Genomic DNA, 13,012 nt, shown 5'->3' with positions numbered 1-13,012 from the left:
GACGCCCCCAGCTCGTCGGAAATACACATTCATAACTGAGGAACAAAAATCAAATAGCAAATCACTGAATTTACCATTGTTCCGGGTGGCGGGCCCGGGACGATACTCACCATGGCACGAACACGGCGTTCCATCATCCGGACCGTATCGGCTACGACTGCGACGATAGTCGGCGCAGGCACAGCGGCCGCCGCCGACGAGGACCGCTCCAGCGACGGCGACGGGACATCGGCGGAAACCGATTCCGTCGAGTTCTCGCAGATACGCACTACCGCGTCGCAGTGCGGGAACCAGGACATCGATGAGTCCGAGGTGCGACGGCAGCGTTCGCTCGTCTCGTTTTCGGGAGCAACCAGTTCCCCGACGCCCTGTTATCGGGCGGTCCTAGAGTCGACACACGTCGAAGACGAGACACTGGTCGTTACCGTCGGCCTCGAGCCGGAGGACAGTGACGGATGTTACTTCTGTATCGGCTCCGTCGAATATAGCGGGGTGCTCGTCCTCTCGGATCCAGGCGAGATCGAGGACGTCGACGTTCGACACGCGGAACCATCGCTGTGAGGTCCCTCCGCTCGCGGTTTCTCGCGTCAAATGCGGACTTCGGGGACCCAGCGGATCGCACCGTTCGCCCCGGTTGGCGAACCGGATCCACCAATTGACTGCCACCGAGCCGTGTCCATCCTGTAGTTTAAGCCACAAGGCGCGGCCAGCATGAAGCATGTTCGAGAGCCGTCACCGACTCGAGGACCGACGTGATCGTCTCGAGGCCCGGACCGACACAGAAACGCGTCGCCGCGCTGATTCGTCGAAACGCGGTCCGACTGGCCCCGTCCTCATCGGTCGAACCTCGGGTATTCGACGCCGCCGGCCCCGCGGTCGGAGGGGACGCGAGCGCGAACCGGGACGACCAGTATCGACGAACCAGTATCGACGAATTGGCAACGTTTATGCGCGACCTACCCATGCACGAGCATAGAATGAGCGACATCGAGGGCGTATATGAGGACCTCGAGGCCGACGTTTCTCTCGAGGAGTTTCGCGAGGCCGTCGAGGCGAAAGTCGAGCAGATGGGGGGACTCGCTGACGAGGAGACGGCGGCGATGCTCATCGCTCACGAAGTCGGCGAGAGCGAGGTCGGCGGCATCGCCGATATCGAACCCGGGATGGAGGAGGCGAAGTTCGTCGCCAAGGTGCTCTCGATCGGCGAGGTGCGCACGTTCGAGCGCGACGGTGAGGACGAGGACGGGCAGGTCGTCAACGTCGAGGTGGCGGACGAGACCGGGTCCGTGCGAGCGGCGTTCTGGGACGACCACGCCCAGGCCGCCATCGAGGAACTCGAGGAGGGACAGGTCCTGCGGATCAAGGGCCGACCCAAGGAGGGCTTTTCCGGCGTCGAAATCAGCGTGGACGACGTCCAACCCGACGACGATACCGAGATCGACGTGCAGGTCTCCGATACGTACACCGTCGAGGACCTCTCGCTCGGTCTCTCGAACGTCAACCTCGTCGGCCTGCTTCTGGACACCGACAGCGTGCGGACGTTCGACCGCGACGACGGCTCGGAGGGGAAGGTCTCGAACCTCGTCCTCGGCGATTCGACCGGTCGCATCCGCGTGACCCTGTGGGACGAGCAGGCCGATCTCGCAACTGAACTCGAGGCCGGGACGACCGTCGAAGTGATCGACGGCTACGTCAAGGACCGCGACGGACAGCTAGAACTCCACGTCGGCAACCGCGGTGCCGTCGAGGAAGTCGACGAGGCGGTCGAGTACGTCCCCGAGAGCACGCCGATCGAGGATCTCGAGATCGATCAGATGGTCGACATCGCCGGCGTCGTTCGCTCGGCCGATCCCAAGCGAACGTTCGACCGCGACGACGGCTCGGAGGGACAGGTCCGGAACATCCGCGTTCAGGACGCGACCGGCGACATCCGCGTCGCGCTGTGGGGCGAGAAAGCCGACATCGACGTGGGTCCGGGCGACGAGGTCGCACTCGGCGACGTTGAGATCCAGGACGGCTGGCAGGACGATCTCGAGGCCTCCGCGGGCTGGCAGTCGACGATCACGGTCCTCGAATCCGACTCGTCCGGCACTGGCGAGTCCGGGGGCGATACGAGCGACTCGAGCGACGAGAACGCCGGCCTCTCCGCCTTCGCCGGTGACGACGGAGACGCGGACGAGAGCGACGCCGGTGTGAGCACCTCCTCGAGCGCCTCGAGTGACGCCACTGACGATAGCGCCAGTACCGACGCTGGGACCGACTCGGAGGAACCGTCCGACGGCGAGGAACGCGAGTTCACCGGCGTCGTCGTGCAGGCGGGTGACCCGATCGTGCTCGACGACGGCGAAACGACCATGAGCATCGCGACCGACGCTGACGTCGGTCTCGGCGAGGAGGTAACCGCCCGAGGAGTCGTCCGCGACGGTCGCCTCGACGCAAACGACGTGTTCTGACGCGGCGAGCAACCTCATCGGCCGCCTAGGAAAAGCGTTAAGGGAGTTAGCTTCGCCTATCATTATATGAACGTCGAACTCCCGTTCGCCCCGGTGGATACGATCATCCGGCGGAACGCAGGCAATCTTCGGGTGAGTGCTGACGCGTCGAAGCAACTCGCAACGCGGATTCAAGAACACGGGAGCGAACTCGCAATCGACGCCGCCGAGGAGGCGACGGCTGACGGCCGGAAGACGCTGATGGCCCAAGATTTCGGCGCCGAAGCGGTCGTCGACAAAGACGACCTCGAGCTTCCGGTCGCGCCGGTCGATCGCATCGCCAGGCTGGAAATCGACGATCGCTATCGCGTCTCGATGGACGCCCGCGTCGCCCTCGCCGATATCCTCGAGGACTACGCGGATAACGTCGCCCGGGCGGCCGCGACTCTCGCCCACCACGCCGACCGGCGGACGATCACCGACGACGACATCGAGACGTACTTCTCGCTGTTCGAGTGAGCCGATGCAGTTCGGCTACAGCGAGCTCTGTCTCGCACACGATCCCGGTTCGCGCCACCCGGAGTCGCCGGACCGGTTACGGGCGATCCGGGAACGGCTAAAGAAGAAACACGGCGTCACATACGTCGAGAGCGACCCGTGCGAACTCGACGCGATGGCGGCCGTCCACGACCGCGAGTACCTCGAGTCCGTTCGAGAGTTCTGTGCCGACGGCGGCGGGAGCTGGGATCCCGATACCGCCGCCGTCGAGGAAACCTGGGACGCGGCCTGCCAGAGCGCCGGCCTTGCCTGCTGGGCCGCCGAGGCGGCGCTCGAGGGCAATACAGGACGTGACACGCCCTTCTCGATTGGGCGACCGCCGGGCCACCACGCGGTCTACGACGACGCGATGGGGTTTTGCTTCGTCAATAACGCTGCCGTCGCCGCCCAGTACGCCCTCGATCACGACGCGTACGACATCGACCGGGTGGCGATCCTCGACTGGGACGTCCACCACGGCAACGGGACGCAGGACATATTCTACGACAGGGGCGACGTGTTCTTCGCTTCGATCCACGAGCAGGGGCTCTACCCCGGGACCGGCGATGTCGACGAGACCGGTGAGGGCGACGGCGACGGGACGACGATGAACGTTCCGATGCCGGCCGGTACCGACGACCGGGAGTATCTGGCCGCCGTCGACGGGCCGATCACCGCCGCATTCACCGCGTTCGATCCCGATCTCATCCTCATCAGCGCGGGTTTCGACGCCCATCGCCACGATCCCATCTCGCGGATCCGGCTCTCGACAGAGGCCTACGCGCTGATGAGCGACCGCGTTCGGTCCCTCGCCGCTGACACCGACGCCGCGCTGGCGTTCGTCCTCGAGGGCGGCTACGGACTGGACGTGCTCGCCGACAGCGTGGCACTCGTCCACGAGACCTTCGACGGTCGCGAACCGATCGAACCCGACGACGAACCCGGCGACAACGCCGAATCAGCCCTCGAGGACGTGCTCGAGGCCCACGATCTCGACGTTGACCTGAACGATATCTGACGAAATGGATCGCGGCAGCGGCGAGGCACTGCGCTCCTCATACGGTCTGCTGTAACGATGTACCGGTGCGACCGCAGACTGGATCGCGGTCGCGCGGGAAATGACTGACAGCAGTCCGTATCAGGGCCGCGGTTCGAAGTACGTTCGCAGCTCCGTGCCGAATTCGGCGAGCAACGCCGTGATCTCCGATCCGATCAGTACTTCGTACTCGTCTTCGAGTGCCGTCTCGACGTGTGCACCCAGTCCGACGTCAAAGAGGCGGTCGCTCTCGAGGAACGCGCGGGCGGTGATAAACTCCCGCTCGCGCTCGGTGACATAGCGCTCGCCCTCGATGAACGGACCGTAGGCGTCGGAGTCGTCCGCGTAGGACTCGTAGAAGCCGGCTGCGTGGTCGCGGACGTGAACCGGTGGCCCCTCGTGGCGTTCGACGGCCGGTCGCTCATCGACCGCGAGTTCGGCGAAGACGACCGCGTTTTCGTCGGCGATCGTCATCGACCGAAAGACGTCGAAGCCGCGATCGTTCAGCCCCTTCGTGATGCCCGCCAGCGACTTGCGAAGCTGCGGATAGAGCTGATCCTCGACGAGATCGGGGGCGTCGAACCGGACGGCGACAGGCGTAGTGACCCGGCGCTCGAGGTGTTCGCGCAGTTCCGACTCGGACAGCGGCTCCGGATCGTCGGGCTCGAAGTGGTCGATCCGCGGGGACGCGAGGAATTCCCGGGCGTAGTGCTGAAAGCGAGCGACGTTCTCGGCCGAGCAGACCGCGGCGACGTTGCGTTCGGGATCCGTCGGATCGATGACGATCAGCGGATCGTCGAACGGAAGGCCAGTGTCGCCGACTGCCTTCTCTCGAGACGACGAAACCGTCTCGCGCGTATGACCGTGTTCTTCTGGGTCGAGCTCGACCGGTGGCCGCCAGTCGGCCGCTGCCTCGAGCAGCGGCCGAAATCCGCCGTACTCGCAGACGAGGAGCTCCGTGAGATAGCCGCTGAACCCCCGGGTTCGGAGGTCGCTGCCGTAGACACCGATCCCCTTGAGAAACTGTTTGGTGACGCGGACAGACGCGGCGAGTTCGTCGTCCAGTCGTCGCTGGAGGTACCGAGTATGAAACGGCGTCCGATCGACCGCCGAACGGATCTCGGTCGCCGATTCGAGTCGGAAACAGGGGACGACGTCGATGTCGAACCCCTCGACCGTCCCCTTAACGTAGGGATGTTCGGCGTACTCCTCGTGACCATCGGGCAGCGTCGCGTGGCCGACCTCGAGGCCGTATTGCTCGAGCGTTTCGCGCTCGAGCTCCGATGGGAATCGGACGAAGATGTCGATGTCGCGGTCACCGCTGGTCCAGGTGTTTCTCGCGGTGGAGCCGACCTGTAAGACGTCGGCGTCGGCACACAGGTCGGTCGCCGCGGTCTCAGCCCGATTCATGAGCCGATCGGCGACCGCTCGGAGCCGCGCGCGTTCGCCGTCGTCGGGAGTGACCCGGGCTCGGATCTCGTCGACGACTCGCTCGAGATCGTGATCCGGCTCTCGATTGTCGGGTTCGTTACTGTCGTCAGCGCGATTTCCGCACTGACCGCTGGAACCGTTGTCCGCGCTGTCGGCATCCTCCTCGCTCATTGGGAACGCGTACTCGAGCGGTGCGTGAAAGAGTATCGAACCCGGAGCAGGGAAAACGAAAGCCCTATCAAATGCACCCGACTACCAGATGATGAGCCGAAGTAGCTCAGATGGTAGAGCACCTCGCTGTTACGGCGATTCAGGTCTTCCCTGTCCGCCGCAGATACGAGGTTGTCCCAGGTTCGAGTCCTGGCTTCGGCGCTTCTCGATTCGTCGCAACTGGCTGGTCTGTGCCCCACAATTGAACTGTCACCCGCGAGTTCGACCACCGGCTTTCGGGGGAGAGATTATCGTCCTTCGCCAGTGACGTAGACACATGACCAGCGACAGCGACGACCGACGGAGTACCGACCACCACGGACACGATATCATCGATCCGCTCTACGTTGGGGTCGTCACCGTCTCGAGTTCGCGCGCGGGAACGGCGGATCCCGACGATCCGGGCGGAGACACCATTCAGGACTGTTTCGAAGCCGATGGCCACGAGGTCCGAGAACGGCTCCTGGTCCGGGACGACTATTCGGCGATCCGAACCGCCGTTCGCGGCCTCGTTGCACGCCGCGACATCGACGTGGTGTGTACCACCGGCGGCACCGGTGTCACCGTCGACGACGTCTCTCCGGAGGCGACCGCATCGCTGTTCGAACGCGAGTTGCCGGGCTTTGGCGAACTGTTTCGCTCGCTCTCGTGGGACGAAGTCGGAACGCGAGCGATGGCCTCGCGCGCGACGGCGGGAATCGCCGTCGACACGCCCGTCTTCTGTCTCCCTGGGAGCCAGAGCGCCTGCGAAACCGCCTGTGAGGAGCTGATCGTCCCCGAATCGCCCCACCTCGCGGGACTGGCGACTCGGCACCGCGCGGAGACGACCGATCAGACGCTCGCGGATTACCAGGACGAGTAGGTGAGCTGCGTTTCCGGTCTCCAGACACGACTCTTGATCACGGCTTCGGTACTCGAGCGGTGGTTTCCTCCTCGAGACACGAACTGCCTGTAACTGCGGACGGTGAAACGCGACCATCCGTGGGCGTTCGTCCTGAGACGGCGAGACGACCAGTCAGATATCCAGTAACAGCCTTTATTGAGTACGAGCGCGTGCGTCGGATTGCTATGTGTCACCACTTCGAATCCGTGACCGACCTCGACGCCGAGGAGCGCGAGGACTTCCTTGAGTCACACAGCGAGACGGAACTCGAAGCCGAACTGAGTGACGACGAACTCGAGGCGCTGACTGCGTAGGCATCGTCTCGAGACGAGAGCTCGAGGCGGCGACGAATACTCGGTAATCCACTTCTTCCAACCGTGCTTTGAGACTAGCGTAGCGTATTGATCAATCGAAATTTGGGATTATAGTGCTACAAATATATTCTATTCCATAATAGGTTTTAAATTCGAAACCATATCTAAACTCAATAATGGAAGAAGCCTTTCAGGGCCTATCAGAACCGCAGAAAAAAGGCGACGCAACAGAAGGGATTATTAAGGCAGAGTTTCTTTCACGTGGAATTCCTGTTCTTGCCCCTGAGTCGGATAATTTACCGTATGACCTCGTCATTGACAGAGAGTCGGATCTACTACGTATTCAATGTAAGACGGCATCCAGTAATGACGATAGCAAAGTTCGATTTGAAACACGGAGTACGAGAGTGAAGAGGCAGGGCTACGAGAGAGCAGGATACGATGGGAAGATTGATTATTTCGCTGTTTACAATCCCGTTATTGGAGAGACCTATCTCGTACCAATCCAGGATGCTCCAAAAACAGGGATGGAGATCCGGTACCAGAAAACGAAAAACGGCCAGACAGCAAGGGTTAATTGGCATGAGGATTATCTCATAGATACGCAACTATCGGGCCCTTAGCTCAGTCTGGTTAGAGCGCTCGGCTCATAACACAATCTGACTCGTGAGATCGTGTGAGACACCGAGTGGTCGATGGTTCGAATCCGTCAGGGCCCATGGAGTGTTGCGAGCAGATGCGAGCGGCACGGAATGACTCCTGTGGATTCGAACGAGACGACGGCGAGCGAAGCGAGCCGTCGGCGTAGTTACGAATCCGTCAGGGCCCATCCGCAAAAACCCGAAGCGTGGCCGAAGCCGATTCGGTTGATAACCGGGGCCTGAACCACTCGAAGTACAACTTTTCTGTTTTCGAGTTACCCTCGTCTGAACCTGAACCGAACCAGTCACTGGTTCCGGGTCGTTGCAGTCCTGCGAAATTAGTAGCCGAAACGGGGCGGTCTGCATGACGGTCGCATCGTGGCCGTCGGTCGATAATTCGACCTGTAACCACCGCGGAGCCCACATCACCGACGACCGGTTCCGCCGCGTTTTCGGTGACGATGACGCTCGCGCCCACCGCTGTGGTGACTGTGATTCGTCCTGACGACTGAACCGCGGCTCCGCTGCTGGCGTCGATGTGTCGATCCTCGATCCGGAAACATCGCCCGGCCGGCACGGAGGTGAGGCCGATACGTAGCGGGTTCATTCCGGCGAATCGGCTGTACGATGTCGAGAGTCGGACGCCCATAGCCCATCCGGTCCACCAAGCGACTGACGCAGTCGTTCGGCGGACTCTCGAGAACCGAGAGATTCGCGCCGACGGTGGCACTCTTCGAGCGACACTGTACGGTACAGAACGGATGCTGTCAGAACGAACCGCCGACAGCGCCATACACGAAAATACCGACTACAGTTGCAATCACATCAAGCACGTAGTCTTTTGCTTCCATTCATTCATGATTCTTGGCTGACTACTAAATATCTCTGGGACAGGTACTGCTCACTACAGTCGGGCACTGATTGCGAGGACGGTGGTTCGCGATGACCCGCTTCGTCGAGTCCGACGAGTGCTTGAGTTGCGACCGGCTACGATGAGATTGAATTTCAGCCCCGGAACTCAGAGCCCATCACACTGTCGTTTTATCGGGATCGAAGGCCGTTATGCGTTTCTCGAGATTCACTTTGCCTGGGCCTTGTTTAGACGCGCGAAATACGGCGGCTCAGCGACGTAGAGTGTAGTATCGTGTTCCTAGTAGCTCACGCTAAATGTCTAACTTACTAGAGAGTGAAGCGGGAAGGCTTTGCTGTGCACACGAAGCTAGCCCGCTTCACTAGCCACGTTGTCTCGCTCGCCCAAAAAGCCGTCGTCGGAAGGCCAAAACCAGCCGTAAAACGCGGTGACGGCGGCTACGCCGACTGGGTGATCGTCTCAATTCGCGGCCTCAAAACGTATCTCGATTTGCCGTACCGGCGACTCTTGGACGTCCTGTACGAAATGCCACGGATTGCGGGAATTCTTGACCTAGAAGTAACTCAGCTGCCCGATTTTACCACCGTGTGTGCGCGAATGCAAGACCTCAAAATGCCGCTCTGGCGCGACGTTCTCCGGCTGTCGGCGGAGCTGCACGAGACCGGCGAGATCCAGGCAATCGACGCAACCGGCATGGATCGGGTCGCGGCGAGCCAGCACTACGCCAAACGGACGAATTACACGTTCAGGGCGGTGAAAACGACCGCCTTGATCGATTGCGAAACTGGTGCGATTCTAGATATACATTGCTCGATGAAACAACCGCACGATACACAGATCGCGTGGCAACTGCTCACGCGCAACCTAGACAAACTGAGTATTCTAACCGCTGACAAAGGCTACGACTGGGAGCTCCTTCGACAGAAGCTTCGGTCTGAGGGCGTCAAACCGGTGATCAAGCACCGCGAATTTGGCTGGCACGGCGTCGCAAACAATGTGTTGCTCGATGATACAACGTACCATCAACGATCAAATATCGAATCGACGTTTTTTGCGCTCCGGCGCAAATACGGCGAGATCGTTCGAGCGAGAACCTGGTTCGGCCAGTTCCGCGAACTCGTGCTCAAATGCGCCGTCAGAAACGTCGAACTAGCGCTTGACGCCGCTACCCGGTGAAATCAAGCGTCTAAACAAGGCCCTTTGCCTGTACTATCGGCAGTCACCGTGTAGCCGCTGTAGGCGAATTCGACTTTAGACGGATTCCTCTCGGGATCACTCGCTTGATAGAGTGAGTCGAGTGCGTCCGTGTTAATCGCATCGTGGATCGGTGGGTGGAGTTCTTCCGGTTCGATCCCTTCCCGCTCGGCAATTTTTTCTACAACCTTCAGACTGAGTGATTGAGTCGGTTGCACAGTCACCGATGTCAGGAACTGCCACATAAAACCGGACGTTCCTCTACTGACGTGTGTCAGACAACGGCTACTGATACGTTTTCATGACAGTCTCCGATCCGAGGGAAAGAGGCGATTAAGGCGGAGCGGAATCGCTTATTCAGACGATAGCGTCACTCGATAGTTTCGCTCGCTCGGTTCCGCAGTGATCGTCGCCACCGCGCCGCCGGAGCCGTGGAACATCGCTCGAGCGGACCATTTCATCACGTCGGATCGTGCAGCCGGAGCGCCCATGCGCTCGATAGACGACGAAACAGTACCAGCCGTCGTCCCGCCTGCGCTTTTCGTGATACTCACGGGACACCTTCCAGTTCCCGGACTGCCCGTTGGCGTGCTCGTGTCGCGTCGATCTACTCTTGACGGTCGCTCCGTTGTGACCCTCGTGTCGTGTCCGCTCGCCCACTCGAGATCGAACCTGCGTTTCCCGGCCATTCGTTTCGGTCGCTGAGGGTGGATGAACCTGATCACGCTCACTGGTCGTGACTTGGACGCCTATCGTGTCTGGTAACGAGAGGGGAACGGTGACGGCTGCGAGGAAGTCAGAACGATCATACTCTACGGGTAACTCGCGACGATCCGTGCGTTCCTCCGATTCTGTGCCGATATTGACGCTGTTCCCGCGGAACGTACGGAAGGTCCCGCCTCCGACTGTGTCCGCCAGTGCGGGCGTGAGTGATGCAACGCTCGAACCCGATCGTGTCGTCGAGATTCTCGATCACCTTCAGCGGTGTGAATACGCCTCGAGAAGACACATCACGGTACTTTGCTCTGGTATACGGTTGCGCGTGGAAAGTTTTCGACAATTCCTGCCATGGAGGCTCTCAGCAAGTCATCTGCGAGGATTTCATTGATCGGATGTAACCCTTACCGGACGCTTATCAGAGATCTATCCAACTGAGAGAAATCCCTCACACCGTTAGCCAATTGTCACGATTAGGTGGACGATACTGTCCTCTCAGTGTGTGGCATTGACTACCTTCGGACCTGTGGTTCGCAGGCCTTAAGTAGTGATCGGCGATTATGAATATATACGAAGAAGGTGGCGACGGGGCGTTTGAATACGCCGCGTCGACACGGACGATTTGGAGTCCGAAGGGGTTATGTACCCCTGACGGCTTATGAATACGTCCGAAGGAAATGAGGATCCTACCCCTGCGGTCCGCCGTACAGATGGGATCTGATGTGAGCCTTGGTAGTTCGGTGACGCCCGATCGGTCACACGATCAGTGTCATCGAACGTGGACCATTTATGTGTGAGTGTGTTTGCAACATTCACCGCCAACAGACCCTCCCAGCCAAGCTGGGAGTACATTATAGCATTCCGGTTGATCCTGCCGGAGGTCATTGCTATTGGAGTCCGATTTAGCCATGCTAGTTGCACGAGTTCAGACTCGTAGCAGATAGCTCAGTAACACGTGGCCAAACTGCCCTATAGACGGCGATAACCTCGGGAAACTGAGGCTAATAGCCGATACCGTTCACTGCCTGGAGTGGCGTGAACGCGAAACGTTCAGGCGCTATAGGATGTGGCTGCGGCCGATTAGGTAGACGGTGGGGTAACGGCCCACCGTGCCTATAATCGGTACGGGTTGTGAGAGCAAGAGCCCGGAGACGGTATCTGAGACAAGATACCGGGCCCTACGGGGCGCAGCAGGCGCGAAACCTTTACACTGCACGCGAGTGCGATAAGGGGACTCCGAGTGCGAGGGCATATAGTCCTCGCTTTTTTCGACCGTAAGGTGGTCGAGGAATAAGTGCTGGGCAAGACCGGTGCCAGCCGCCGCGGTAATACCGGCAGCACGAGTGATGACCGCTATTATTGGGCCTAAAGCGTCCGTAGCTGGCCAGGCAAGTCTATCGGGAAATCTGCGCGCTTAACGCGCAGGCGTCCGGTGGAAACTGCGTGGCTTGGGACCGGAAGACCAGAGGGGTACGTCCGGGGTAGGAGTGAAATCCCGTAATCCTGGACGGACCACCGGTGGCGAAAGCGCCTCTGGAAGACGGATCCGACGGTGAGGGACGAAAGCTCGGGTCACGAACCGGATTAGATACCCGGGTAGTCCGAGCTGTAAACGATGTCTGCTAGGTGTGGCACAGGCTACGAGCCTGTGCTGTGCCGTAGGGAAGCCGAGAAGCAGACCGCCTGGGAAGTACGTCCGCAAGGATGAAACTTAAAGGAATTGGCGGGGGAGCACTACAACCGGAGGAGCCTGCGGTTTAATTGGACTCAACGCCGGACATCTCACCAGCATCGACAATGTGCAGTGAAGGTCAGATTGATGATCTTACTGGAGCCATTGAGAGGAGGTGCATGGCCGCCGTCAGCTCGTACCGTGAGGCGTCCTGTTAAGTCAGGCAACGAGCGAGACCCACACTCTTAATTGCCAGCAACACCCTTGTGGTGGTTGGGTACATTAGGAGGACTGCCAGTGCCAAACTGGAGGAAGGAATGGGCAACGGTAGGTCAGTATGCCCCGAATGTGCTGGGCGACACGCGGGCTACAATGGCCAAGACAGTGGGATGCAACCCCGAAAGGGGGCGCTAATCTCCGAAACTTGGTCGTAGTTCGGATTGAGGGCTGAAACTCGCCCTCATGAAGCTGGATTCGGTAGTAATCGCGCTTCAGAAGAGCGCGGTGAATACGTCCCTGCTCCTTGCACACACCGCCCGTCAAAGCACCCGAGTGGGGTCCGGATGAGGCCCTGATTCCAGGGTCGAATCTGGGCTCCGCAAGGGGGCTTAAGTCGTAACAAGGTAGCCGTAGGGGAATCTGCGGCTGGATCACCTCCACAGACCGGGATCAGGCCGTCGTGCCTGACCCACCTTAGCGGATTACGAATTGCGGTTCCACGTTCGATCGACCACCGTTTGGCCGATCGGGCACCTTAGAACTACCAAGGTTCACACCAACTCCCGTGCCCGTCTCGTTATTGAGACGGGCGTGGGCCCATAGCTCAGTGGTAGAGTGCCTCCTTTGCAAGGAGGATGCCCAGGGTTCGAATCCCTGTGGGTCCATGTCTCGTACTGATCATCGAATCGTGCCCCTTAAGTGGGAGACGGCGCGATGATTGAGTACGACAGAACCGATGCACCACCCCGTGTAAACGCGGGTGGGAAGGGTTAATGCATGCCGCGTCTACGGCGTGCAGATGAGACCGTGTGTACGTGTAGTCCAGGCGTCCACTGGACCCGTTCCCGGGTCACT

The 13,012-nt window shown here is 60.2% G+C and carries 10 protein-coding genes, 3 tRNA genes, 1 rRNA gene and 2 pseudogenes; 13 read left to right on the top strand and 3 right to left on the bottom strand.

Annotated features, from left to right (window positions below):
- Positions 1-111 precede the first annotated feature (111 nt).
- From CP556_RS04885 to CP556_RS04870, 4 genes are all read left to right on the top strand, one after another.
- Entirely contained in the window at positions 112-561 is a 450-nt protein-coding gene (locus CP556_RS04885; protein WP_098724594.1) for a hypothetical protein, read from the top strand.
- A 416-nt stretch (positions 562-977) separates the two neighbouring features.
- On the top strand, positions 978-2,453 hold the full coding sequence (locus CP556_RS04880; RefSeq protein WP_098727287.1) for a single-stranded DNA binding protein: 1,476 nt from the start codon (positions 978-980) through the stop codon (positions 2,451-2,453).
- 66 nt (positions 2,454-2,519) lie between these two features.
- Positions 2,520-2,951 (top strand): histone, encoded by a 432-nt coding sequence (locus CP556_RS04875; protein WP_098724593.1) that lies wholly within the window; start codon positions 2,520-2,522, stop codon positions 2,949-2,951.
- Positions 2,952-2,955: 4 nt separating this feature from the next.
- A complete protein-coding gene (locus CP556_RS04870) occupies positions 2,956-3,987 on the top strand; it encodes a histone deacetylase family protein (protein WP_098724592.1) in 1,032 nt (343 codons plus the stop codon).
- Between the two features lie 120 nt (positions 3,988-4,107).
- On the opposite strand, the gene cca is transcribed toward CP556_RS04870, so the two are convergent.
- The gene (cca, locus tag CP556_RS04865; protein WP_098724591.1) at positions 4,108-5,607 is read right to left on the bottom strand and encodes a CCA tRNA nucleotidyltransferase; all 1,500 of its coding nucleotides are present in this window, start codon (positions 5,605-5,607) and stop codon (positions 4,108-4,110) included.
- A 95-nt stretch (positions 5,608-5,702) separates the two neighbouring features.
- Here cca and CP556_RS04860 point away from each other — a divergent pair.
- The 7 genes and pseudogenes from CP556_RS04860 (at position 5,703) to CP556_RS04830 (ending at position 9,531) form a co-directional block, all read left to right on the top strand.
- A tRNA-Asn gene (locus tag CP556_RS04860) sits at positions 5,703-5,808 on the top strand.
- Positions 5,809-5,923: 115 nt separating this feature from the next.
- A complete protein-coding gene (locus CP556_RS04855) occupies positions 5,924-6,508 on the top strand; it encodes a MogA/MoaB family molybdenum cofactor biosynthesis protein (RefSeq protein ID WP_098724590.1) in 585 nt (194 codons plus the stop codon).
- Between the two features lie 206 nt (positions 6,509-6,714).
- Entirely contained in the window at positions 6,715-6,843 is a 129-nt protein-coding gene (locus CP556_RS26565; RefSeq protein WP_255291405.1) for a hypothetical protein, read from the top strand.
- A 176-nt stretch (positions 6,844-7,019) separates the two neighbouring features.
- A complete protein-coding gene (locus tag CP556_RS04850; protein WP_098724589.1) occupies positions 7,020-7,466 on the top strand; it encodes a group I intron-associated PD-(D/E)XK endonuclease in 447 nt (148 codons plus the stop codon).
- Positions 7,457-7,562, top strand: a tRNA-Ile gene (locus CP556_RS04845). The genes CP556_RS04850 and CP556_RS04845 overlap by 10 nt, the downstream gene beginning before the upstream one ends.
- A 286-nt stretch (positions 7,563-7,848) precedes the next feature.
- Positions 7,849-8,082 (top strand): annotated as a pseudogene (locus tag CP556_RS26560) (DUF7563 family protein).
- A 588-nt stretch (positions 8,083-8,670) separates the two neighbouring features.
- On the top strand, positions 8,671-9,531 hold the full coding sequence (locus CP556_RS04830) for an IS5 family transposase (RefSeq protein WP_098724588.1): 861 nt from the start codon (positions 8,671-8,673) through the stop codon (positions 9,529-9,531).
- 2 nt (positions 9,532-9,533) lie between these two features.
- On the opposite strand, the gene CP556_RS04825 is transcribed toward CP556_RS04830, so the two are convergent.
- Both CP556_RS04825 and CP556_RS26555 read right to left on the bottom strand, forming a co-directional pair.
- On the bottom strand, positions 9,534-9,794 hold the full coding sequence (locus tag CP556_RS04825) for a HalOD1 output domain-containing protein (RefSeq protein ID WP_098724587.1): 261 nt from the start codon (positions 9,792-9,794) through the stop codon (positions 9,534-9,536).
- Between the two features lie 112 nt (positions 9,795-9,906).
- Positions 9,907-10,238: pseudogene (locus CP556_RS26555) on the bottom strand (PD-(D/E)XK family putative nuclease).
- Between the two features lie 886 nt (positions 10,239-11,124).
- Between CP556_RS26555 and CP556_RS04810 the strand changes: the two are divergent.
- Both CP556_RS04810 and CP556_RS04805 read left to right on the top strand, forming a co-directional pair.
- Positions 11,125-12,597: ribosomal RNA gene (locus CP556_RS04810) — 16S ribosomal RNA — on the top strand.
- A 153-nt stretch (positions 12,598-12,750) separates the two neighbouring features.
- Positions 12,751-12,822 (top strand) — tRNA-Ala (locus CP556_RS04805).
- The last annotated feature ends 190 nt before the right edge of the window (positions 12,823-13,012 follow it).

This window comes from Natrinema sp. CBA1119 (genome assembly GCF_002572525.1).
In the GTDB taxonomy this organism is placed as follows: Archaea; Halobacteriota; Halobacteria; order Halobacteriales; family Natrialbaceae; genus Natrinema.
This window is presented reverse-complemented; position numbering and strand designations above follow the sequence as displayed.

Bases quoted from the DNA above. Each gene is read 5' to 3' on its own strand.
- CP556_RS04885 (WP_098724594.1), top strand. From the start codon at position 112: ATGGCACGAACACGGCGTTCCATCATCCGGACCGTATCGGCTACGACT.
- CP556_RS26565 (WP_255291405.1), top strand. From the start codon at position 6,715: ATGTGTCACCACTTCGAATCCGTGACCGACCTCGACGCCGAGGAGCGC.
- CP556_RS04870 (WP_098724592.1), top strand. From the start codon at position 2,956: ATGCAGTTCGGCTACAGCGAGCTCTGTCTCGCACACGATCCCGGTTCG.
- CP556_RS04855 (WP_098724590.1), top strand. From the start codon at position 5,924: ATGACCAGCGACAGCGACGACCGACGGAGTACCGACCACCACGGACAC.
- CP556_RS04825 (WP_098724587.1), bottom strand. From the start codon at position 9,794: ATGTGGCAGTTCCTGACATCGGTGACTGTGCAACCGACTCAATCACTC.
- CP556_RS04875 (WP_098724593.1), top strand. From the start codon at position 2,520: ATGAACGTCGAACTCCCGTTCGCCCCGGTGGATACGATCATCCGGCGG.
- CP556_RS04880 (WP_098727287.1), top strand. From the start codon at position 978: ATGAGCGACATCGAGGGCGTATATGAGGACCTCGAGGCCGACGTTTCT.
- CP556_RS04850 (WP_098724589.1), top strand. From the start codon at position 7,020: ATGGAAGAAGCCTTTCAGGGCCTATCAGAACCGCAGAAAAAAGGCGAC.
- cca (WP_098724591.1), bottom strand. From the start codon at position 5,607: ATGAGCGAGGAGGATGCCGACAGCGCGGACAACGGTTCCAGCGGTCAG.